General features: G+C 40.2%; 15 protein-coding genes. 4 read left to right on the forward strand and 11 right to left on the reverse strand.

Annotation, left to right across the window (positions count from 1 at the left end; all coding sequences use genetic code 11):
- Positions 1-17 precede the first annotated feature (17 nt).
- Together JHD79_RS05725 and JHD79_RS05730 are read right to left on the reverse strand one after the other, a co-directional pair.
- Positions 18-1,688, reverse strand: coding sequence for a sensor histidine kinase KdpD (locus JHD79_RS05725; protein ID WP_199118252.1), 1,671 nt, complete (start codon positions 1,686-1,688; stop codon positions 18-20).
- 15 nt (positions 1,689-1,703) lie between these two features.
- Positions 1,704-3,596, reverse strand: a complete 1,893-nt coding sequence (locus JHD79_RS05730) for a prolyl oligopeptidase family serine peptidase (protein ID WP_199118308.1) — start codon at positions 3,594-3,596, stop codon at positions 1,704-1,706.
- A 372-nt stretch (positions 3,597-3,968) separates the two neighbouring features.
- Here JHD79_RS05730 and JHD79_RS05735 point away from each other — a divergent pair, with 372 nt between their 5' ends.
- From JHD79_RS05735 to rfbC, 3 genes are read left to right on the forward strand one after another with little or no spacing between them, the layout of a single operon-like run.
- A complete protein-coding gene (locus tag JHD79_RS05735) occupies positions 3,969-5,777 on the forward strand; it encodes a tetratricopeptide repeat protein (protein WP_199118253.1) in 1,809 nt (602 codons plus the stop codon).
- Between the two features lie 18 nt (positions 5,778-5,795).
- Positions 5,796-6,098 (forward strand): DUF4286 family protein, encoded by a 303-nt coding sequence (locus tag JHD79_RS05740; RefSeq protein ID WP_199118254.1) that lies wholly within the window; start codon positions 5,796-5,798, stop codon positions 6,096-6,098.
- Positions 6,099-6,100: 2 nt separating this feature from the next.
- Positions 6,101-6,655 (forward strand): dTDP-4-dehydrorhamnose 3,5-epimerase, encoded by a 555-nt coding sequence (gene rfbC / locus JHD79_RS05745; protein WP_199118255.1) that lies wholly within the window; start codon positions 6,101-6,103, stop codon positions 6,653-6,655.
- 380 nt (positions 6,656-7,035) lie between these two features.
- On the opposite strand, the gene JHD79_RS05750 is transcribed toward rfbC, so the two are convergent.
- Complete coding sequence (locus JHD79_RS05750; RefSeq protein WP_233164585.1) at positions 7,036-10,308, reverse strand: choice-of-anchor Q domain-containing protein; 3,273 nt, start codon at positions 10,306-10,308, stop codon at positions 7,036-7,038.
- A gap of 581 nt (positions 10,309-10,889) precedes the next feature.
- On the opposite strand from JHD79_RS05750, the gene JHD79_RS05755 reads away from it, so the two are divergent.
- The gene (locus tag JHD79_RS05755; protein ID WP_199118257.1) at positions 10,890-12,095 is read left to right on the forward strand and encodes an AraC family transcriptional regulator; all 1,206 of its coding nucleotides are present in this window, start codon (positions 10,890-10,892) and stop codon (positions 12,093-12,095) included.
- A 209-nt stretch (positions 12,096-12,304) separates the two neighbouring features.
- Here JHD79_RS05755 and JHD79_RS05760 read toward each other — a convergent pair whose 3' ends face one another.
- The 8 genes from JHD79_RS05760 to JHD79_RS05795 form a co-directional block, all read right to left on the reverse strand.
- On the reverse strand, positions 12,305-13,147 hold the full coding sequence (locus tag JHD79_RS05760; protein ID WP_199118258.1) for an OmpA family protein: 843 nt from the start codon (positions 13,145-13,147) through the stop codon (positions 12,305-12,307).
- A 14-nt stretch (positions 13,148-13,161) separates the two neighbouring features.
- Positions 13,162-13,824, reverse strand: coding sequence for a DUF2461 domain-containing protein (locus JHD79_RS05765; protein ID WP_199118259.1), 663 nt, complete (start codon positions 13,822-13,824; stop codon positions 13,162-13,164).
- Positions 13,825-13,927: 103 nt separating this feature from the next.
- Positions 13,928-14,185 carry a hypothetical protein gene (locus JHD79_RS05770; RefSeq protein ID WP_199118260.1) on the reverse strand — a complete coding sequence of 86 codons (258 nt, stop codon included), beginning with the start codon at positions 14,183-14,185 and terminating at the stop codon, positions 13,928-13,930.
- A gap of 234 nt (positions 14,186-14,419) precedes the next feature.
- The gene (locus JHD79_RS05775) at positions 14,420-18,463 is read right to left on the reverse strand and encodes a S8 family serine peptidase (protein ID WP_199118261.1); all 4,044 of its coding nucleotides are present in this window, start codon (positions 18,461-18,463) and stop codon (positions 14,420-14,422) included.
- A 68-nt stretch (positions 18,464-18,531) separates the two neighbouring features.
- A complete protein-coding gene (locus tag JHD79_RS05780; RefSeq protein WP_199118262.1) occupies positions 18,532-20,604 on the reverse strand; it encodes a T9SS type A sorting domain-containing protein in 2,073 nt (690 codons plus the stop codon).
- A 249-nt stretch (positions 20,605-20,853) separates the two neighbouring features.
- Positions 20,854-22,185, reverse strand: a complete 1,332-nt coding sequence (locus tag JHD79_RS05785; RefSeq protein ID WP_199118263.1) for a DUF4302 domain-containing protein — start codon at positions 22,183-22,185, stop codon at positions 20,854-20,856.
- 12 nt (positions 22,186-22,197) lie between these two features.
- On the reverse strand, positions 22,198-23,511 hold the full coding sequence (locus JHD79_RS05790) for a putative zinc-binding metallopeptidase (RefSeq protein WP_199118264.1): 1,314 nt from the start codon (positions 23,509-23,511) through the stop codon (positions 22,198-22,200).
- 18 nt (positions 23,512-23,529) lie between these two features.
- Positions 23,530-24,984 (reverse strand): RagB/SusD family nutrient uptake outer membrane protein, encoded by a 1,455-nt coding sequence (locus tag JHD79_RS05795; protein ID WP_199118265.1) that lies wholly within the window; start codon positions 24,982-24,984, stop codon positions 23,530-23,532.
- Between the last annotated feature and the right edge of the window lie 13 nt (positions 24,985-24,997).

Consider the following 24,997-nt stretch of genomic DNA (forward strand, 5'->3'; position numbering starts at 1 on the left):
TACAACTTTTTAACTTTTTAACTATTATACGGTAATACAATTTTAAATTCGGTGCCTTTATCTACTACGCTCCTTACGGTAATTTCTCCCTTCATAAAATTAACAAGTTCCTTGCAGAAAGCCAAACCTAAACCTACACTTCCTGCCTGGTTATACTGATTCTGTATCCGATAAAATTTTTTAAAGATATTATTAATTTCAGAAGCGGGTATTCCAATTCCAGCATCCTTAAAGCGCAAAACCACCTTATCTTTAATTAAACGAGCGGTAATGTGCAATTGTTTTTGGTTGGGTGGCGAATATTTATAGGCATTCTCTACCAAATTATCAAACAAACTACCCAAAAGCACAGGGTCGGTAATGAAATGTTTGAAGTCTGTAACTTCATAGCTAAGCTGAAAATCTGGATATTTAAGTTGATAGGCATCGATGGTGCTTTCAATAAAATCTACGATATCTACCTCATCCTGGTTAAGCTTAATGGCCTTATTCTCAATTTGTGTAAAGGCCAACAATTTGTTCATCAAGCCATTTAACTTATCGGCTTCCTCATCTAATATTTTCCCGTATAATTTTTGTTCTTTTTCACTAAGGCTAGTTGCACTCTTAATGTTATTACCAGCTATTTTGATTACGCTAACTGGTGTTTTAAACTCATGGGTAAGGTTGGTTAGGAAATCATATTGCAACCTGAACATCTTATGGTTGATGTTCAAATTTCTATAAATAAGAAAAGCCACCAACAAGAGAAGGGCATAAAACACCAAAATAAGGGCCGCAATGGGAAAGAAATAGCTTAATATTTCTTTTTTGACAAATGATTTTGAAGAAATGAAGTATAATTTATAGGCTGAAAAAGGACCACCCAATGTAATTTCACCGGTAATATATTCTGAAGAAGTATCCAAAGGATCATAAGTGACCGGCTCTATACGTACAGATTGATAAAGTAACGGCCTATTGTTCTTAATTTTAATTTTTAGGGGGTCGAGCTCGAAAGAGAGCATATCTTGTTGGTAAACCGGTTGTGAATTCAGTTTTTCCCTAATCATTTTTTTGTAGATCTTCAGGTCTTCAAAACGTGGAATATTGAAATAATCTATCCTATTTGGTTTAATGTTGGTGAAATTGCTAAACAAGTCTTCTTGGCTGGGCATTTTGGTCGTATCTAGCTTTTGTACAAAGGTATAGAGCTTTAGCGCCAATTCATTGAAGTTTTCAAGGGTAGTATTATTGGGTATGGAGTTCAGTCCAAAAATTTTAACCGAATCGTCGGGAATGTAAGAACCAAATTGGTATACGTTCTTCATGCCAATGGAAAAATCGCCCACATTCAGGCCATTATCTTCGTACCTCACGTTTCTAATTTCCGCATCATAAAATACTACCTTTTTAACAAAGGGATATTTTAACAGCACGGTATCTACAAATTTGGAGGCCGTTACCGAATCGAGGTACCCATTATAATAAGAGATTTCCGGTAGTTTGTTCAGAAAAAAATCGTTATAGGGCTTTATGCTTTCTTCCAGTACATTGGTCTTTGCCGAAATGAAATCGCCCTCGATTTTCTTTTTGCTAAAATTAAAAGCCAAGAACAGGGAAAGCACAAAAAGTGCCGATATCAGGCCAATAAAGGTTACGATGAGTGAAAAATTCTTTCGGTAACCACTTTCTTTTATGGAGTCCATCTGATAGCTCTTTTATTAGCGTTTTTTCAAGTTGTCTTGCAAGAATACCTCTAGTGCAGTATATGATTTTTGTCGTGCTTCTTCCCTATTTACGGGCGACTTGTTATCTTCCTTTTCCAGATAAGTTACCGATAAATTGAGTTTTTTAAGTTCTTTTACAAATTGTACGGCATCATTTCCATTGATACGGGGGTCTTTTGGATTTTGGGTAATGAACACGGGTATCTTTACCTTATCGGCATGGAATACGGGTGAGGCTTGACGCATGTATTCAGAGTCTTTATCTGGATTGCCCACAATTTCGTAGAACATCTGTAGGTTGGAGGTTAAAAATGGCGGAATGGTCTTCAGGTAGCTGAACAGGTTGAGCACACCAGAGCTAGAACCCGCACAACGATACAATGTTGGACTTGTAATCGCACTGTTGATGGCGATAAATCCTCCAAACCCATTTCCATAAATGGCAATTCTTTTAGGGTCTGCTATTTTTTTATCGATGAGCCATTGTGCTCCGGCATCTACATCTTGCTGTATCTTAAGCCCCCATTCCTTAAAGCCCGCAGCATAAAACTCTTTGCCATATCCAGTTGAACCCCTATAGTTAACCTGCAATACGGCATAACCTCTATTGGCCAAGAACTGTACATCTGCATTATAGCCCCATACATTACGCTGACCTGGGCCATTGTGCGGCATCACTACTACAGGTAGGTTTTTAGGTTCGATATGCAACGGCAATGTGAGGTAGCCATTAATCTTAAAGCCATCTGGAGACATGTAGCTAATGGGCTTCATTTCACACATTTCCTCTTCCTTGATAGAGGAATTAAGATCACTAAGCTTTTTAAGGTAATTGTTGTCTACGAAGTATAAATAATAGGAACCCGGACTACGATCGGTAAATGTCCTTACCACGAAACGCTTTTCTTTCCGATCTCTGTGTATAATGCGCAATTCGGTCTTTGGCAACAGTTTATCAAGTTTTTCGAATAGTGCCTTGGCTTCTTCATCGAGATAGTGCTTTTCTTTTTTCCAGGTTTCATAGACCACAAAATCCATCTTTCTACGTTGCTTCGAATATTGGGCCTCTACTACATTCAGGGTATCATTGGCAAATAATACATTTGCTTCTTTACCCGTAAGGCAGTTAATTTCTACCAATGCACTTTTATCTCTATTTACATTGGAAATGGCATAAATGGTATTGGGCTTACTTTCCGAAAAGGCAACAGGAAATAGGGTGGTCTTGAAGTTATTCGTAATTATTTTTTTGAAGGGCTTGGTTTCGTTCTCCCTATACCAAAATGATTCATCTACCCCATCACTGGAAATGGCCATTCTTAGTTTACCATTATTATCGGTTAGCCAGTTGGTAAAATTACCTGGGTTTTTGGCCACTACGTTCATATTGCCATTCCTTACGTTGAGGCGATACACATCAAAGACCGTAGAGTCTCGTTTATTACTCGTTACCAATAAATATTTATCGTCGATCAACTGATCTTCCAGTACCCTTATCTTGCTTTTTTCGTTGGCATTCAATAACCTTTCCTCTTTCCCGTCCCTGCTTACAATATATAGATCTGTTTGAAAGCGACCACCGTCTTTATCCTTATAATAAATCAGCTCATCATTGCTTACCCAGCAATAATAACTGATATTTCTCTCTTCTAACTTGGAAAGCTTGGTTTCCTGGTGTGTTTCCAGGTCTTCTACAACCAGGCTTTGCTGTTTATCCTGGAGTTTTAAATACGAGAGGTATTTACCATCTGGTGATAAACGGTAGATGGCCCTATCCTGTGTTTTAAAGAAATCATTTACAGGTATCAGCGCTACCTTTTTACCAGTATTACAGGCAAAAAATATCCCAACAAGCAACAACCATAAATATTTTTTCACAACAACCATCATATCACAAAAATACACAACACGATTTGGCAACGCTTATAAGCACCAATATTGTTACTTATCCCAAAAAATTAGTTAACAGTTAAACACAGTAATAATTGGCACATTATTAAAATACTTACGCGTAACATTTAAAATACAGTAGCCTTTATTTCCGTTATTTTATTTTCAATTCCTAATTATAAGTCAAATAATTTAATTTTAACCTAGAATTGTTAAAAATTGAGATTGATCATCCTACAAAGGATCATGGTTGAACAACCAACCTTAGCGTAAACCGAAAAGTAAAATTGTTAAAAATGACCTCATTTTATTCTATCTTACCAGGCAATCAATAAAAATTTAAATCGTTCATACTGTAAAAAGATGCACATGAAAAAACTTATCTTGATCATTCTGACCTGCTTTTACACCATGGCTTTATATGCTCAAGATAATGTTGACGAAATATTGGCCTATCAATACTATCAGCAGGCAGATTACGAGAAAGCAGCCGTTTTGTTAGAAAAATTGTTTAACAAGAGCAATAACGATTCTTATTTTGATCTTTATTACAACTCATTGATCAAGATCAAGAAATATACCGAGGCAGAGGCGCTAGTGAAAAGACTTATTAAGCAATATCCACAAAAACAACTGTATCAGGTTGCCTTGGGCCGAATTTACCAGGAAAGCGGCAAAATTGCCGAAGCCAATAAAATTTACCAAAGTACCATATTCAACATTCCCAAAAATGAATTTCAGTTTAGGGACCTTGCCAATATTTTCTACCGTTTCGAGGCTTATGACATGGCGGTCAACACTTTTTTACAGGGCAGGAAAACATTGGGCGATGAGCAATTGTTCACCTTTGAACTATTGAACATCTATCGTTTTAAAAAAGACAAAGTACAGCTCATTAATGAGTATCTCAATGCGCTGACGGCTAATCCGCAGCTTTTAAACATGGCACAAAGTTCCCTGGCCAATGTTTTCGATAGCAATAACGATTACCAACAATTGCAATCTGCCTTATTGAAAAAGATCCAAAAAGATCCACAGAACGAAACCTTTACCGAATTGTTAGTGTGGCAATTCATACAACAGCAAGAATATGAAATGGCCTTAAGACAGCTTATTGCTCAAGATAAACGTACTAAAGGCAGTGGCCAGCTACTCTTCAATACGGCAAATACTTTTGTAGCCAATAAAGCCTTTGCTACGGCCGCCAAAGCTTATGAATACCTACTGAGCAAGGGCACTGAAAATGAACTTTATCTTCCCGCCAAGATACAACTGATTAATACCAAGTATGAATTAACCATACAGGGCAAAGTAGATCCATTAGCTGTTAAGTTGCTGGCCGATGAGTTTTCGGACATTATTACACAATATGGAATTAGCCAACAAACCATTTTCGCCTTAAAGAAATTAGCTTATTTGCAGGCCTACTATCTAAATGATCTGGCCAATGCAGAAAAAACATTAGAGCAAGCATTGACTATTTCTCGTTTACCGAATACCGAACTGGCGCAATTAAAATTAGATTTGGGAGATGTTTATGTACTTAACAAGCAGCCCTGGGAGGCTGTCCTGATGTACGAACAGGTAGCCAAGCAATTCGAAAATCAGCCTGTTGGAAGTGAGGCCCGTTACCGTTCGGCACAACTATCTTTCTATCAGGGAAATTTTAAGTTTGCCAAATCTCAGGCCGATGTGCTAAAGGCTTCTACCTCGCAGCTTATTGCCAATGATGCACTCAACCTAAGCCTACTTATATCCGACAACCTGCAAAGCAAAAATGATAGCCTTGCCCTGATCATGTATGCCGATGCAGAAATGTTGCAGTTTATGAACAACCATAAAGCTGCACTTGCCAAGCTAGATAGCATCGACCGCTCTTTCCCCAATAATAGCTTAGCTGACGACATTCTTATGGCCAAGGCCAAGATTTTGATTAAAACCAACGACTATGATCAGGCCGTAGGCCAACTAAAAACTATTATAAATGAACACCTCACCAGTATTTGGGTAGATGATGCCCTGTTCATGCTGGCCGATCTTTACGAAAACAAGCTGAACAATGTTGAAGAAGCCAAAAAGCTCTATCAGCAATTGATCACCGATTTTCCTGGCAGCATGCTAAATGCCGAAGCCAGAAAAAGATATAGAAACTTGCGTGGTGATCATTTAGGTACATAATAATTATATCTTTGCAGGATGTTATTATTTAATGTCACCGTTATTATGGAAGATTCCATTGCCAATGATTGGCTGCAATGGATGAGAGCGGATCATATTCCCCAAATTATGGCAGCCGACTGCTTTGTATCGAACAGACTGCTGAAAATTTTGGATTCTCCTAATGAAGGAGTAACCTATTGTGCCCAATATATTGCCGAAGATATAGGTAGCTACCAAACCTTCAAAGACAATTACGAACAAATATTCACCGCTGAAATGTATAACCAATTTCCAAACAAATTGGTATCTTTTAGCTCATTAATGGAATTTATAGCTTAATCATGAATATTATAGCCACATCATTTCAGGATCTTTTTGTGATCGAACCTAAAATATGGGAAGATAGCAGAGGCTATTTTTATGAGAGTTTTAACAGCAAAGTATTTCAGGATGCTGGCATCAATGCATCTTTTGTACAGGATAATCAATCTTTTTCTCAGAAGGGGGCCTTAAGAGGACTACATGCACAAGCCCAACCATTTGCCCAAGGAAAACTCGTAAGGGTGATACAGGGGAAGGTACTTGATGTTGCCGTAGATATCAGAAAAAATTCGCCCACCTACGGTAAGTACTTTAGCATAGAGCTGAGCGGAGACAACCACAAACAACTTTGGGTTCCACCGGGTTTCCTACATGGTTTCCTAACCTTGGAAGATCACACCATATTCACCTATAAGGTAAGCAATTATTATGATAAGGCTTCTGAAATTGGCGTATTATGGAACGATACTACTTTAAATATCGATTGGACAAATTATATAGACCCAAAGGAGATCATCTTATCTGATAAAGATTTATTGCTTGGTGATTTTAGCTCGTTTAAATCTCCATTTTAAATAATTTTATCATTGCGAGGAGGAACGACGAAGCAATCTAATATTACTGTTATGTGGTGTATTTACGAAGCAAATCTGCAAGTAAGTCGTAATAACTAACAATTTCCGCCTATCGTTGAAATAATAAAAAAGGCTTAAGAAGAGTTAAGAGCTGCGCTGTTTGGAAACTCAATTAAGTCTCTTGGTGCAGGTTTTTGGAGATGCCTAACATATATACGAAACGCCTAAGCCGTTTATACAGGTTAGGCATTTTGCACTGAGGATGTCCAAAAAGTAAAAATTACCAACTGAGAATCAGCTGTACGAAAATTTTCTCCATCAGGTTCCCGTATAAATTAGAGGCTGTCTGACCTTTTCGGACAGCCTCTTGGGTTGGACTTTTATTGTTTCACTATCTTTATAACGTCATTTATGTTATTACCGCTTAGTTTAAACATATATATTCCCGTTGGGTAGGCACCTAGCGAAACCACTTTGCTGCCCTCGCTTGGGTTTATCACTATGCGCTGCAATACCTTACCGTTTACATCTGTGATTTGTAATTGGGTATAAGTACCGGGAGCAAAAGCTACGGTGGCTATGTTGGCTGTTGGGTTGGGATAAAAGCTAAAGGCAGAGGGCTGAAGTCTAAAGGTTACTGCTCTAATGCCTAAATCTGTTTTCTTCCCATCGTTATCTACCTGTACCAACTTGTAGTAGTTGTTACCGTTTAAGGGGGTTTTGTCCGTAAAGGTATATTGCATTGTAGCCGACACCTCTCCTATCTGTACAAACTCGCCGTTCTGGCCTGCCCTATAAATTACAAAGCCTTTGTTATTGCTTTCGCTGGTGGTCTGCCATTGCAGCTGGGCGTGGTTGCCATTGGCTTTAGCGGTGTAGCTTAGCAAGGTTACGGGCAGGGTGCTATCTCGCTCGCCCTGATATTCGTAGGCACCCATATCAATGGTGCCGTTGTTGTACACCCGTTGTTGGCCTATAAGGTCTTTATCGGCAGCTATATTTCCCCCATTAGTAGTATAAACGCTATTGCTGCCCTTGTTTATGGCAGGGCTGGTTGCTTTTAGGGTATAATCGCCTATGGCGGCATCGGCAAATCGCGGGTTAGCATCAAGGTTGTTATAGTTATCGGAACCAAAAGCTGTATCCCAATTGTTGCTGCCACCACTGCCCTGTATAAGGCTACTGGCATATACCGGCTTGTCATTGGCAGTGTTCTTATTTGCCACATTACCTATTGCATCGCCGCTTGCGGTATTGCCCCATATTATACTGTTGAGTAAATTTGGAGAAGAACCACCATCGTTGTACATCGCGCCACCTGTGGTGGTAACGGTATTGCCAGCAATAGTTACGTTGGTTAATATAGGGGATGAAGCATAGTTATATATGGCACCACCCTGTGCGCCGCCGTTATTGTTTGCAAGCAGTACATTGGTAAGGTATGAGGGGTTGCCGCTGTTAATGTTGGCTATTGCCCCACCCTGTATACCTGCGGTATTGCTGCTGATTTCTACTGATGTAAACCTTGGGACAGACTGTTGTGCATTAAATATTGCCCCACCTGTACCTGTAGCAGTATTGCCGGTAAAGCGCACGTGCTCAAACTTAGGGCTCGCCGTACTATAATTGGACACGGCACCACCATTGTAGGCGTTATTGCCCTCGAATTTCATATTGGAAAGACTGGGGCTGGCCATAACCAAGCTTATTGCGCCGCCGCTGTTGCGACTCAGACTAATGCCATTTACCGTTATATCATCGTTTCCGATGGCATTACCGCCCGATACGGTAAAGCCATCTATCACTACGTTTTGGTCTATGATTACGCCATTATAACCTACGCCAACCAGAACATGGTAGGCATCGGAATTGTTTAGGCTGTTGCTGTTGTCCAAATCTCCTGATAATATGGTTGGTTGGTCTTTCCAGCTGCGTGCTGCTATGTTGGTTTCTGTTCCTGCAAAACCGCCGTACAGTTTTACGCCCTGCACCAGTACAAAGGCATTATTTGGGTCGGTGGGTGTTAGTCCCGAAAGGTTATCGGCTCTGTACAGGGGCTTGTATGTACCTTGGGCTACCCATATCTGTTTAATAGCTGTATTTGTTTTTGCAGCCTTTAGGACATCAGCCAGTTGGGCAATGGCGTTGCTCCAAGATGAGCCGTCTTTAGTGCCTGCTCCGTTCTGTTTTACGTAAACTATGCCAGCCGCCGATGGGACAATTGGCACCTGATATTCGTAGGCACCCATATCTATGGTGGCACCGTTATATACCCTTGGGTTACCTGCAAGGTCTTTATCGGTGGCTATATTTCCGCCATTAGAGGTATAAACGCTATTGCTGCCCTTGTTTATGGCGGGGCTAGTGCTCTTAAGGCTGTAATCGCCTGTGGCGGTATTGGTAAAAGCGGGGTTAGAGTCTAGGTTATTGCCATTATTGGTACCGAAATTAGTCCAACCTGCACTGCTGCCCTGTATAAGGCTGTAGCTGTATGTTGGGATGCTAGCATTGCTGGAGGTATTGTTGTATATATTATTAGTAGTACTACTGCCTTTGGTGTTGCCCCATATGATGCTGTTTTGTATTGCGGGCTTTGCCCCAAAATCATTATACATGCCACCACCCTGAGTATTAGCCTTATTGCCACTTATGGTAACATTAATAAGCTTTGGAAGTGTATTATATTGATTAACCATGCCACCACCATTACCACTGGTACCAGTACCGTTAGCTGTATTGTTGACAACCACAACGTTGATAAGCGTTGGGGATGATTGGTAATAATTATACATACCGCCGCCATCGGCAGCCGTATTACCACTAATGGTAACGTTGGTAAGTATTGGGGATGATTGATGATTATACATACCGCCGCCGTCGACAGCCGTATTACCATTAATGGTAACGTTGGTAAGCTTTGGCGAGGAACTGACATTGTACATGCCGCCACCAGCAGGTGTGCCGACAGTAGCGGCAGCCTTATTTGCGGTGATGATAAGGTTTCTAAGAACCGGGGATGAAGCATAATTATATATACCACCTCCGATAGTGGCATTTCCACCGGTTATGGTAAAGCCATCGAGCAGGGCGGTATTGTTTACACTGCTGTTGCTGATTACACTGTTGCCGTTACCCTTTAGTATAGAGCCTGCACCAGCCCCTCCCGGATAGGGAAGCATACGGTCGCTCATAACGGGGTTATCTGTATCCGGAAAGCTGCCATATATGGCTACACCGCTTTTCATCTTGAAAGATGATGTGGCGTCAGGCTGGTAGGTGCCGGCGGTCACCCATACCTGCGTTGCACCTGCAGCATTAATGGCACCCTGCAAATCGGCAGTGGCATTGCCCCACGATGAGCCATCTTTAGTACCTAGGGCAGTTTGCCTTACGTAAACTATGCCGGCGGTTGGGGTAATGGTTTGCGCCCCTGCTGTTACCGATAGGCACAACGCAACCACTAGCAGCATGATGTAAGGTAGAGGTTGTAATGGTTGTAGTTTTATTATCATCATTCTTGTTGTTATCTGTTTACTAATTATTATTCTCTGTTTTGTTGGCACCAATACGGTAAAGTAACCTGTGTTGATAGAAAAGCCATCGCACAACTGGTAGGCCATCTCTTTAAGAAATAGCTCTACGGCATGCTCCATGGCTGTGGTCGGTACATCCGCACCGCCACGGTTTGTGGCCTCTTCACAAATTTATTTCACGTTCAACGAGCGCTCGCTCACAGTGCGGGCAATGTAATCGTTGGAGATGTCCTTGGTCAAGAGGTTATCATACAGATAGGTTTTGATTTTATATAGTGCTGCCATAACTATAAAGAATTAGAGATTAATTACGTGGTTGTTTAGTATATGTTAATCATAGAGATAGCCAAAATTATGTTTTGGCTATCTCTATGATTAAGTTAAGGTGCATAAAGTTGTGTTGATTTTAAAAATCAGAACAAGAAATGCAACACATGGGCAAATTTATCCACGCCAACAAACAAACACAGGAAATTTTTATGAGAAAACAATTGGCCCAACCACCTTTTATGGGGGCAATTATTTCACAACCAACCACATCTCAGGTTTACTCCATATAAATGCAATAGCCAGTTTCTTTAGATATCAGAAAGAAGATAAACTATGACCGAACCTAATTTTTAGATAACTTTGGCCCAAATTGAGCGATAGCTATCGCAATACCAAACACCTTACTAAAACAACATCTCATTAACGTTAATATGGACTTAATTGGCATACAACTTTATGACATCTTGGTCATAATAGGCATTTTTGCAAGTTTCTTTGCCTGTAGCCTGCTATTCTTTTTCAACCGTAAAAAGTATAACCGCAATACCAGCCTGCTGCTGGGCATCATTATTTTTTCATGGGGATGGTACGGGTTTACCTACCTTCTTATTATTACCGGCTGGATTAGCCATATTCCGGGCATTTACCGTATTGGCGCTCCCTTGTACTATCTTATACCGCCCTGTTGCTACCTGTATACAAGGTGTGTGCTGTTTGATGAAGTTAAGCTAAGGAAATACGACTGGCTATACTTTATACCAGCTTTATTGGCAGTTATTGATTTACTTCCATTTTATTTTGCCGATTCCGTAACTAAGCAGGCCGTGGCACAGGCCATAGCAAATAACATGAACTTGTCCTATCAGTTAGGTTCGGGCTTTGTACCGGCATTTTGGCACTTTCAGCTACGCTGGATACAGGGCATTATCTACCTTTTTTTCCAGTGGCAACTCATCATCAGGATATTTAAAAAGGAGCAATTATCTGCCTTTGGCAGCTTAAAAAGTTGGCTGTTATCGTTTACTTTGCTCAATACCTTTATATATGGCGGGCTCGCCATTATGTGTGTACAAATATGGCTAAGGCTAAACCAAGAAACCGCACCTTTTACGGTAGCTAGAAGTGGGTCTCTTCTGGTGCAAATCATTGGGATTACCAGTTTAATTGGTTTCCTGTTTTGCAGGCCCGATATCCTGTACGGTATCCCGAGGGTAGGCGTATTGCCCGGGGGTGGAGCCATAGAGGATATGTCCGAGCCCTCCAAACTAACAAATAAGGAACGGAAAACACCATTAAATACGGCACTTATAACACAGCATGCCCATAAGATAGATTTCTATATCCGTAAAAAAGAAGCCTTTAAAACAAAAGGCTATACGGTAAGCGAACTGGCAATGGCATTAAAAATGCGACCGTACCATCTTTCATACATTTTAAAACACCATTACAAACAACACTATGCCGATTTTATTAATGGTTACCGGATTGAATATATCAAAGCGTGCATAGCCTCTGAAGAATGGAAGAACCTTACGCTAGAGGGGCTTGCCAACGAAGCCGGTTTCTCTTCGCGAAGTGCATTTTTTGTGGCATTTAAAAAGGTAACTGGCGTAAGTCCGTCACAATATTTGCAATAGGAAGAACTGTTCTTTGGTACCCCCTTCATAATTCGTCATTCAGATAGAATATAATCATGATCTGAATGTTAGTGTGGGCGCCCCACCAACATGCGATTCTACTAATTTTACTTGAATGGGACTTTTTCAGTCATTGCGAGGTACGAAGCAATCTTAAGCAAATTATTACCTTGTAAGATTGCTTCGTACCTCGCAATGAAGGACTAACCTTACTGCTTAATTAAATTATATAGCTCATCCAATTTTGGGGAAAGGACGATTTCAATTCTACGATTTTTACTACGTCCTTCTGCGGTGCTATTTTCCGCCAAAGGTTGGAACTGTCCCTTACCAGTAGCTGTCATCCTTACACTCTCTACCTTCTGCTCATCTGTTAAAAAGCGTACTACCGAAGTTGAACGCAATACACTTAGGTCCCAGTTGTCTTTGATCTGTCCGAGATTTGTGATCTTTTGCGAGTCGGTATGCCCTTCTACAGCAATATTGATATCAGGCTGCTGTTTTAAAACTTCCGCCAGTTGGGTTAGTGCTTGTTTGCCCCTTTCGTCTATAACAATACTGCCAGAAGGGAACAAAAGCTTATCCGTTAGGGATACATAAACCTTACCATTTTTAACCTCGACCGTTAAACCGCTTTTGGTGAATCCCAACAAGGCTTCCTGTAACTTAGCCCTAAGCTGATTAGTGGCCTCATCACGTTTACGTAAGACCTCTTCTACTTCTTTTAAACGTTGTTCACGTTTTTTAAGGTCGCCTGCCAGCTTATTAATTTCAGAAGAGCTATTGCTACGCAGTTTGGCATAGTTTCCTTCTAAGTCTGTATATTTCTCATTCAGGCTAGCCAATTGGCCATTTAGCGCAGCAGTATCTGCCTTTAGTCTTTTGATACGTTGTTCTAAGCTTTCATTCTGTGATTGTGATTCGTTCCATCCGGTATTTAATGAATCTTGTTTAGCCAATAAAGATTTGTATTTCTTTGTTGAAAGTACCACACATGAACTTAGGGTGGCCATCAACAAAAACAAGGCGACTAATAGGTTAATTTTTCTCATTCGTGTATTTTAATTTATTGATCTACGGCTTTTCTCAAAAATAAGATGAAGGGCTGAATATGCTCAAAAGCAGTTTTCAACTTATCAACGATATTATTTTTGTAAAAGTCTTCTTCTTTTAAAGGATAAATAGAGATAAAGCTCTTCAATTTAAGGTACTCGATCATCGGGTGGTCTATTTCATAACCTTTGGGGGCTTTTTTCAATGTATCTTCTTTACTAAGGGTAAAGGTATCCTGATAAGATTTAGCCTGGATTATTCCCAGAAATTCCTCTCCGTTATAATCGATCTCTTCTCTTATCTTTTTTAGCACCTGGCCTTCGGGCATCCAAAATCCTGCTCCAAAGAAACAGTTTCCCGGTTCCAGATGTAGGTAATAGCTGGGTGTAGTGGGTCCGTATCCTTTAACATCGAAAGCAATACCGTAATTTTTCTTGTAGGGTGCCTTGTTGGGGCTAAAGCGTATATCTCTATAGATACGCAATAAGCATTTTTTCGGGGCTGTATCAGCAGAAAACGCTGGATCTATCGCTGAAAAGTCCTTAATCAGCACCTCAATTAAGCCATAAAGATCTTCCTTAGCTTCTTCGTATAGATGCTTATTCTGGGCAAACCATTCTCTGTTGTTATTTTGCGAAAGTTCTCTAAGAAAAGAAAAAGTTGTTTTTTTTAGCATACCAGTTCAAATTTGCTATTTCAAGCTTGCAGTTGGCCAATTTAACAAATTAATGGGTGATTAGCTAATAGAAGTTGACGACCTGTTGGCTAGTAGGCGCTTATTATTTGCCCGGATGTAAGGAAGAAACATTATTCTTTTTACGGTAGTTGACATACCATAAAATGCCCACCCCAGAAATCAACAGGTAAGGGATGGCCAATAAGTACAAAATACCGGAATTTAAGCCTTTACCTTGTGTATTGCCATTTTTAACACTCATTTCTGCATTTGCAGAACACATTGAACATTGGGCGCTTGCACTAGGCTGATTAAAGGTTAAAACCGCAAAAAATATAGCGAACAAAACTATTCTTTTCATCGTTACAAAATTAACATTTTTTAACCTAATAAAGCGTGTAAAGAAGAATATTACGATCTCATGAAAATTAAGCATGACCAATGACGGTTAAAAGCAAAGAGGGTATCCAAAAATCTAATTTGCCATCGCAGCATGAGCTAAAACCTTGAGGCAATTTACTATTTTGCCTGTTTACGGAAATAACAAATTCTAATGTTTGGAGACCTCTTATTAATGGTTGGTTAAGGGCTTTCTTTACAAGGAAATCAATTTATCCCAAGCTACTACTTTTCCAGCTGTGACATCACGAATTTCCAAGATATAAGTGCCCATCAAATTTGTTATGCTGATTTTGTGTCCATTAGTCAGCTCTATACCCAACACTTTTTTGATGGCCACTGATTGTCCCCATAAATTGAGCAACCTAATTTCATAATAACTTTCTGGGGTTGCACTTTCCATTTTTACCTTAAAAGATCCCTTGGCAGGATTAGGATAGATATGAAGAGGGCTCAACTGGTCTTGTAAATCAAATTTAATTACATATAGCCCATAGCTAAAAGAGCAGTCGTCATTATCAATTTGATTTAAGCGATAATAATTATTTCCCATCAGTGGGTTTTTATCTAGTAAAAGATAATTCCCAGCTCCCTTAGCAGCCACACTTCCCAGCTTAACAAAAAGCCTATCTTCTCCTGCCCGCTCCACTTCAAACCTGTTGTTGTTAATTTCTGTTGCCGTTGACCACCTTAAGGCTACTCCACTGTTGATCTTTTTGGCAGAAAATTCTATAAGTTTTACAGGTAATGAAGTCATGTCGAAAATATAAGGATCAGAAGTAACCACGCAACTGCCAGTTAAGGTAACTTTAACCGTGTAAGTTCCACTTTGGGTTAAAACCTGTGTAGCATTTTCGGCTCCATTAATTGGATTACCATTTAAATACCATTGGTTTCCGCTGGTAAAGTTCGAACTTAACACTTCCGCATTTCTTGTAATCTCGGGTTTACTTAGCGGAACCTGTAGCCTAGTTGCTCCCACACAGCCAAATGCCTTCACTTTCATTCCATAGAAAAAGTAATAAAAAGATTTGGGGCTAGACGTACTTCCACTCTGTCCGGTTATGGCAAAAATATCTGCTGCGGTTTTATAGGGATAAGGTATATTACCACCTCCACCACTTGACCTGAACAAAGTAGCACCGCCTTCATAAGTAGCAGACAGGGTATAGTCGCCGGCCGAAGGAATAATAAGGTTTAACGTATATATTCGTCCCTGATCATTTGTATCATTGTCTGTTCCATCTGATGATCTTGTTCTAGTCACACTAATACTGCTACTAGACACCACCATACCTGCGCTATTCTTCACATAGAAAGTCACCATTCCCGATGTACCAACATACAATCTGGCACTTTCTATCACCATAGGAGCCAATGCGGTGACATACACATTATACGGATGTTGGCCATAAGCGCCAGCACCACTCCCCATATCACTATGGTATTTCGTAGCAGGACCTATAGTTGCTGTAAAATCATTCAATCCAGCATAATATGATTGGTTTGTTGTAGGTGCGACTGTTGTGGTTGTCGTAGCTCCAAATGCAATTGGTGCCGTATCTGTAGGGGTTTTATACCAGAATATCGTTCCATTTCCACCCGACGACAATGTATAGGTGCTAGATGAAGTACAATAATAGGCAGAACTTGTATTCGACAACAGCGGTGCCGAGGCTATCTGCACCTGGTTGCTGATCTCATCATCAGTAGAATCAAGATCGCCAATAAGATTGATTTTCGCTACTATAGTATAGGTTTTACCTGCCTCGGCGTTAAAAGAACCCGGCAAAATAACCGTTCCTTCAGCAGCAGGGCTCAGGCTTCCATTGTAAGTGCCCATTAAAGTGGTGACCACATTTTCCCCCTCCTTAACCGTAACGGTTATGGGTAAGTTGGCCATGCTTTGCGCACCCCTATTTTTAACTTTTACCGTAACTGTTTGAGCTGCATTTGCACATGCGCCTACCAAAGGATCTAATATAGCTAGCATTTGTGCATTAAGGCTTGCTGGTAAAATTTTCACCCTGTAATCTTGGGTTTCGCCTTTTGGATAAGTTCCGCAAGCTGTTACATCGTTAGGTAGAGTAGTTTCTACCAATACGACCCTCAACAAAGAAAAATGATCGGCAATAGCTGTAGCAGGAACGGTTATCGATGTTGAGTATGTATCCGCTCCATTTATTATACCGCTAGTGGCCACAGTTTCATCTGCATCATCAAAATCGCCATCACCATTCCAATCTATAAATACCTTTGCTATTTTATTATAATTAGCCCCACATGTACCCATAGAGAGGTTTAAGTTATAGCGCTTACCCTTTTCCAATTCTATGGTCTGGGCTGTATAATCGGCATAAGCAGTACAAGTTGTAGCAGGGGTATGGTTAATATTAGCCAAGCTAAAATTGATGATTTTAGAGTCTGCATTGGAGCTTGGGGCAGATGTACAATAGACCGCACCTCCAATACCTGTCATAATTAACGAGAAAGCCTGTGCACCACTTTGCAGTGAGTTTTTATGGCTAACCGTAAAGGTATATGTTTTGCCCGGAACGGCATCCGCAATATAGACCTGTTCCACATTATCCCTAAAGTTATCGCCCGTTGTGGCTGCCATGGCTGGATTTGCCGGATCCAATACCCATGGATAAAAAGTAGTCGTTCCATCACTCATTCTAGTATCAAGATCATTTACCAACCTTAGTGTGGTATTATTCAAGGCATTGGTCGTTGACACTGGTGTAATGGCAGGATCCGTCCAGCAAATGGTGGCTACCAAAGGTCCATTTCCAGATGCCACTATTGTGATCGTCTGTGTTTCTCCCTGGTTCAAGGTACGTTCTGAGATCATACTCGTAGTTCCATCATCCAATATGGCTTTTGCTGCCCTTTCGGCATTTAGCAAACCCCAACCAAACCTATAATCGGGACCAGGTGAAGAACCTGCTTCACTTGTGGTAGCCAAAGCCAATCCTTTTAAGGTTGCAGCACGCATAAAGGTTCCTTTACGCTGTTTATAAAGTTCCTGAAGAAGTATCAAGGTTCCTGTTGCGTTTGGAGCAGACATAGAGGTACCCGAAGAAGTGGCATAGTTTGCATTACCTGTATTTGTGGTAGAGACAAGATTGACCCCATCGGCCACGAGATCTGGTTTTATCCGGCCATCGTCTGTTGGCCCCCAAGCACTAAACGTTGACATTACAATATCGCTTGGTGTAGAAGCACCATATCGTAACCCATTTACGGCGCCAACGGTAAGAATATTTTTGGCGGTACCATAATTACCGATAATCCCATAACCATCATTACTGCTAATTCCCGTTGGCCTCGTACCGGCATTTACCATCGTACCACTGGCATTGTACCTATAATAGGTAGATCCTACTGCAGGCCCATTATCATTTCGGTAATTCCCCGCAGACTTTAATGGTAGGTAATAAGGTGCATTGTAACAAATATTATCCCAGGCCTGGGTTTTACTGTCATAGTAGCCAAACTTATAATCCTCATTTTCTCCCCATCTACCCCGAAATTCCCATCGGTTTCCCTGATCGCTATTTTGTGTCCATCCGGCAACTACGCCATAAGAATGGTTAGATAATAATAAATCGGGGGCATAAGTAGACATTTCGGCATTATCACCATCAAAATCAAATGATAATAAATTAGGCAAGCCATAGGCCATTCCTTTAGCCAAACTGTATATTCCTGCTGCGGCAATTGTTCCGGCAACATGCGTTCCATGTGAAGAGGTAGCGGAACCATCCTTTACTACGATCCTAGACGTTGCAAATTCCTGATGTGTAGCTAAAACTGAACCGCCATCCCATATGGCTATTTTATTATGAGGTATCGTACTGCCACTTAAATTAAGGCCCAATCCTCCTCCTGTATATAATTTATTGGCACGTGTTGTTCCTGCTGCGGTTTCATTCTCGGTTGCCTCATAGATAGGTAAACCAAAATCATCGACACCCACCAAATTCACTATCCTACCTTGCTGGGTAATTTGAAATGTTGGCCAACCTTTTTTTTTGGCCATTTTCCAAGCCCTATCTTTTTCTTTTTTCATAAATCCTGCCAAGTCTTTCCCATTTTTCTTTAAAAATGTAGCATTAGTTTTAGCGGATATATTCTCTTGAGCTAAAGAACTATGAAATGATGCCATGCCTAATAGTGCTAGCAAGAAAGTAACTCGGCCTACAAATTGACCTTTTGTAAAAAATGTGATCGGCATGTGAATGGTTTTAGCAATAATAAAAACCGCCATATCTAACGATATGACGGTTTAGGTGTTTGTTTGGTCTATTGTTTAATAAGCTTAGATTGGATAATTTCCCTACCATTTATAATCTGCAGCAAGTAAGTGCCTGCAGGCAGTCCATTAGTTACCATAATAGCGCTACTTTCTGATCCACTATTGGCAAAACTACCTTTTTGTATCAATTTACCTGACACATCGGTTAACTTATAGGCATAAGCGCCTTTGGTATAACCCGAAAGACCAATATTAATTGTACTACCTACAATTGGATTTGGATAAACCAAAGCTTCTTTTGCATTTAATGACATTATCTTAATCACTCTTAATTCATTGAAAGGGCTCAATGTCCCATCATTGTCTACCCCTTTTAAACGATAATAGTTTATTCCTAATGTTGGCTTGTCATCTATAGTGTTATAAATTGCAGCACCATTTGCTGTAACTTGAGCTGCTTTTACAAAATCGATACCATTTGAGGAGCGTTCAATTTCATAATGGTTTACATTTTTTTCTGTACCAACTGTCCAGTGAAGCGCTACCTTACCATTATTCAGTTTTGCCGTAAAAGTACTGATGTTTACAGGGAGTGTGGCTAATGTAGTAATTGCCTCTATTGTGGGTTTACTTGATGAAGCGGCCAGACCTGTTGGTGGCGTAATGGTAACACCGGAAAAGTATGTGCCCGCCATAGCAGGCGTTTCTAATTCATTTTGGCGGCCCATAAAATAAACGGCAAGTTTGGCCTTTGGAGTAGTGTTACTCGCGGGATCATCGGGAGGAACTGATACCAGTTGTATACTGACGTAAAAATCGGTACTACCACCTATATTAGGTACAGGTACATTTTTTTCGTTAAAATAAAGGGTAACTAATTTACCCTGGTCGCCCGCTATGGCCGTATAAACCTCTGATTCGCCCATTAATTCCCAATTTGCGTTATACCAATTTGCCTTTAATTGGTGACCTACTACGGTTGCATTGGTGGATAGGAGAAACCGTGCTGCCCTAGGGTACACCGTTCCATTGGCCGTATATTTAACTGCATATTTATAGTTTTGACTGCTTGAGCCTCCATTACTGCTAATGACTGTACCTAAATTATATGAAAATAGTCCAAGTATAACCTCTTGCGTTACATTTTCCGTATTGTTGGAGTTATCATCATCGGTACCATTAATCGTTACCGTAATGGTATTATGGCCTTGGTTAACAGGTATAAATTCATCAAAGTTAATATTATATCCAGCGCCACTTTCTATTGGGGTCTCAACAGGTAATGAGATTGTTTTGGTGTTTATAAAGCTATTTGCACCACTAATGGTTAGCGTAACGTTAAGGTTGTATATGGGATTTATGCCCTCATTCGTTATTCTAGCCGATATATTTTGTTTTCCTTCATTTACGGGAGCAGTACTCATGGCATAGATATTAGACACCTTTGCATCATTATTTAGCAATTCATAAGCAAACCGTGTAGCTGGACGAAAATTATTAGAAGAAATATTATCTGATGGCGTAGTACCACTGGTAGAAAAAGCTGAATACAAACCATCAACGGCACCTGTATTGGTTGTAGAACTATTACAATAAGCCGTCTTGGATGACCCTAAGGTGCCTTCTAGGTTAAGCCATTCAAAAGCAACATACATGGCTCCACCAGTATAAGTAAAAGTATTTCCATTCTCAAAGACAAAATTTGCCGTAGCTGCGGTAGGTATAGTGGCTGCAGCATCGCTTACCTTTGTCATCGTGCTGATGGCTGTTGCCCATGAAGTACCTTTACTATAGGAAACATCGGCCGTATTCTGTAGGTAAATTTTAAGAGTACCAACTGCCGCAGTTGTGCTCGCTGCATTATAATTAAAGCCAATGGCCTTTAACACTTTTCCCGCATCAATACCTCCAGCTGATAATTCGCCAGCGGCCACCAGGTAAACGGTACGGGTATACCTATGAGAGGCCTGCGGTGCCCTACCATTAGCCGAAGTAGAAGTTCCTGTTACCGAATTTTTCCAAACAAGTGATTGTGCATTGGCAATACAGAATGCAAATAATAGGCCAAAGGTTAGCAGCCCTTTCTTGAAAAAATGTTTAAAGTAAAAGTTTTTGTACATAACGTTTAAGTTTTAGTGAATTGATTAGGTTGGTTTCTTGTTGATATATTGATCTTAAATCTGGCTCAACATTTCTATTGAATTAGATATCAATAGGCACAACCATCTGGAACGACCACATTGCCGAGAATTATTTTCCCAGTAGGTAATCGCCATTAGTCAAATGTATATTTAGCCTTTATTTAAGGGTATCCATACCCAAGAAATGTTCCTGGGTATGGATATATGTGCCTAAAGCTCTATGAATATTTATTGCCCCAATACGCCATAAAAGAAAGTATTTGGATTACTCACCCCCAAAAAGGCTCCCACTGTAGAACCTGAAGGTGCTCCTGCAGAGATATAAGCTATTTTAAAGCTGTTAGCAACAAAGTAATCTGTTAAAGGCTTCAAATAAGTCTTAAACGAATTTGCATTAGAATTACCCAATCCTGCTCCCAATGCCTGTGCCGGATCTAAAACAAAGGTGGCTACTCCTGTTGTACTATTCAATGTCATGTTGAAGACATAGTTAGCCGTATAGGTTGAAGTAGGGCTAGCGGGATTACGACATCTGGCCGCCAAGGTAATCTGATTATTTGTACCGAATAATACGGTAATGTATTCGATATAGCGACTTCCATAGCCATTCATATTCGCATTTGCAGCATTGTACTTACTTAGGAAATCAGTGGAAAGATCAGGTAAATCGGCGATGTTTATTTTCAATGATGCCCATCTTGTATTTAAAACGGTATGTAATGCTGGATCGGTATCCAATACAAGTGGCGCTGGGGAGATCTCTATCTTAATTCGTTCAGTTCCTTTTAACGCATAGAAATATTTTTCTGTTTTATCCCAGTATACCTTGTCAAAGGTATAACTTCCATATTTAATAGGCGTACCCAATTCCAGCACATCCAGACCATAATAGAATACGGAACTTACTTTTCCAGAAATGGAGAACACCTTGGTACCTGCACTTAACGATACTGGCACTTGTTTGCCATCCAAGATCATATACAATATTTTATTGGTAATATAAGGTGTTGATTCGCTAATAAATGTGCTTATCGCTCCAGATAAAATATTCTGTTCTTCTGCTGCTGTCAGCTTTACCATTTTAAATGCATTTTTATTGAATATTCCCTCAAACACAAGACTGTCTGCAGTGGAACGCACAAATGCGAATTCAAAATCGGATGCCAATGCTACTCCATTTGTTCCGCCACTGATATCCCCATTAGGATCTGAGGGCAAGTGGATATAACTATAGGTATCAAAAATCAATGTTGGCCGTTGCAATGCTTTTAAACGGTAGGTGGCATCCATTGGTACTCTGGCCGTCGTGGTATTAAAATCGGAAAGCATGGTTACCGAACCATCGGCCTTAAATTTAAAATAATAGAAAAATCCTTTTCCTCCTTTCGGATAAATCATGGCTTTCCAGCCATTTGGTGCGTTGAGCAGCTTAGCCTGATCTGCGCTCAATTCCGCTGCCAATCGGGTATCCGGATCATCAAAAATTGGATCGGTATCTTTTTTACAGCCCGCTATAAATCCTATTATAGCTAGCATCATGTACAATAAAATCTTTTTCATAACCTGTTTTGTTTAATTGCCCATTGTTCCATAAAAATATGAGCCACTATTGTTGGTTTTTGCTAAGCCTACATAAATGCTCTTGTAATCTGCACTATAGAAAAATTTATAGGTAAATTGACTCTGTGTTAAATAGTTAGTTAAAGGCGTCACATAACTTGCAATGGCAGCAGCAAAGGCGTCTGTACTTGCCAATGTCAATGTAATATTGCCTGCAGTATTTGTAGCCACATTATAAGTGAAATTAGCCGTATAGTTGGTGCCAGAAAAACTATAATTAACCCTTAAAATTGCCTGTCCAGCCGTAGTATAAACTAATGAAAAGTTATTGATCGCCCTACCTCCATAACCATTAAGGGCAATTTTTGCGGCATCGTAAGCGGCCATAAAGTCGGCCGACATCCCTGGAGTTGCATCGGGTGTTACGGCTACCTGTGTATAAGTTTTTCCAACCCCTAGGTAGGTAGTGGGTTTATCTGGTGATTTTGCATTCAGTCCAGCCTGCACACGGTTTTGCAATGTATAGATATTTATGCCCCAAACACTGCTCATATAGGCTGCTACAATAGCTTCCTTAGCCCTTATTGCTGCAACTGAAGTCGCATTGGTATTACTGGCCAATAGCGCCTCGTAGGCAAGCTTGCCCTCGGTCAGCATAATGGCTATCATTTCAACAAAATCTTCATTAGGTGAGGCTTGAGCATATTGGGTAATAAAGCCTTTATTTGCATAATCCGAGCCCGAAGTACTGCTCCAATCTGCCGTATAACCTGACGGAGTTATGGTTGAAAATTCTACGGGATACATGATGTTTTGGTGCAAAATATGTCCAAACTCATGGTGTATGGTTTTTAAGATCCTTTTGGATACTGCACGATCTTCTGTAGTAAAGTTATTGACATTATACAGCGTAACCCTTGTTCCCCCTTCGGCTTCGCCAAGCGTATAACTTCCATTACTATTATAAGCTACACTACCTACCAATATATAATTTTTAGGTGCATATATCTTAATGAAATTCTGGCTTACTTCTCCAGTATAGGCATCTATCCATGCGCTTTTAACCAATTCCATTAAAGGCTGTACTTTTTCTAAATTTGGTGGGACTAACGTTTTGCTATTATCATATTCCGTTCCATCCCATCGGTATTTAACGCTAAGGTTATAGGGTTTAGTAAAATTATTGTACAGCCAAACATCTAATGCAGTTTGTGTCCAAGTATCACCTCCCAACCCCACAATCTCCCTATCTAATTTTTCTGTCTTTTTGCAGCTGGCCAATAACATAAGGGTCGTTGCAAACAATATGATGTTTATTTTCTTCATAATTTAAACTGGTTAATTCTAACGTGGATTTAAAGGAACGCCAGATAATGTAACTTCTTCCGGCAATTGCCACTGTCTTCTGTTATCATTAGCTGACAAAGTATGTGCAACGCCATCTTTATCTCTATGCGTTACCGACATCTTGTAACGCAGAATGTCCAACCATCTCATTCCTTCCGATATAAACTCTGCCCGTCTCATGGCCAAAACTGCATTGACATAGGCCACTCGTTTGTCAGTGGTTGTAGAAGCATAGTAAGCCATTATTTTTGCATCGGTCAAGCCATTTGCACTTTCGGTATAAGTAGTTAGACGCACGCTCAATAAGGTATTGAAATCTTTAACCGCATCGGCATAGCGTCCTTCATAAATATAAGCCTCGGCACGATTTAATAGCACTTCTTCGGTAGTAAACAACACCTGCATATTGTAATAAGTTCCAGTAGTTGCATTGATACTTGTCCTCACAAAGTGGGCATAGTGTTTCGGCACAAAGTAATAAGCTCCACCATCATATGAATAAGATTTGTAAGCGGTAAACTGTATACCCAAAGGCATCCTTATTTCATCAAATCTAGCTGGCGACATTGCATATTGATTTCTGGCATATTGGCTAGCTGCCCTAGAAACCGTTTCGGCAATCAAAATATTTCCGGGATTGGTAGCCGATGTTAAGGCCATAGCCACATTAGAAGATCCCGAGATATTAGCATACGACTTCCAAGGGCGTGCACTTGTTGCAAAATCATTTGCGGGAAAAGCTTTGTTTGCATACTCTATTACCTTTGGATAATCTTTTTTAAACAGGTAATACCTTGAAGCAAAGGCATAAGCTGCTTTTTTGGTAAAATGATATGATGGAACCGTATATTTATTATCCTGAATTAAAGGAATACCTTCCAAGAGATCTTTCCCGATCTGCTCATATACATAGGCTACTGTTTTACGTTCGTAATTTTTGAAAACCACATTTTCTGGCTCGGTAACATATGGTATTCCCATATCTGTATCAGCGGTAGCTACATCGTAAGGTTTTGAATAAAAGGTAACCAGCATAAAATGTGCATAAGCCCTAGCTACCAATGCTTCTCCTTTTTGTGCAGTATAGTTCTGTGGATCTTCAGCTTTGGCTATCGCATCTAAAGCCTGATTGGCAGCCGCAATAGCTGTATAGCAAGAGTTCCAATAGTAAACAGGAGAGTCTTGGCTGATCTCTTCGACATCTTTCCATGCATATGCATCACGTGTAATTACATATTCTGTAGCCGGCGGACCTATGTACAAGATATTGTCAGACATGGCCTCAGTCAGCAATACATAATTACCCCTTGGATAAGCCGTTACCAAAAGCCTTGACACCTTTTCTGGAGAGTTTAATGTCGTTCTTTGATCTGGTGCCTGCTCTAGATATTTTTTGCAACCTGTACCTAATACAGCAATGCAAACAAACATGTATAAAATAATATTCTTCATTTCCTTCAAAAAA

This window comes from Pedobacter sp. ASV28 (assembly GCF_016428855.1).
Taxonomy (GTDB): domain Bacteria; phylum Bacteroidota; class Bacteroidia; order Sphingobacteriales; family Sphingobacteriaceae; genus Pedobacter.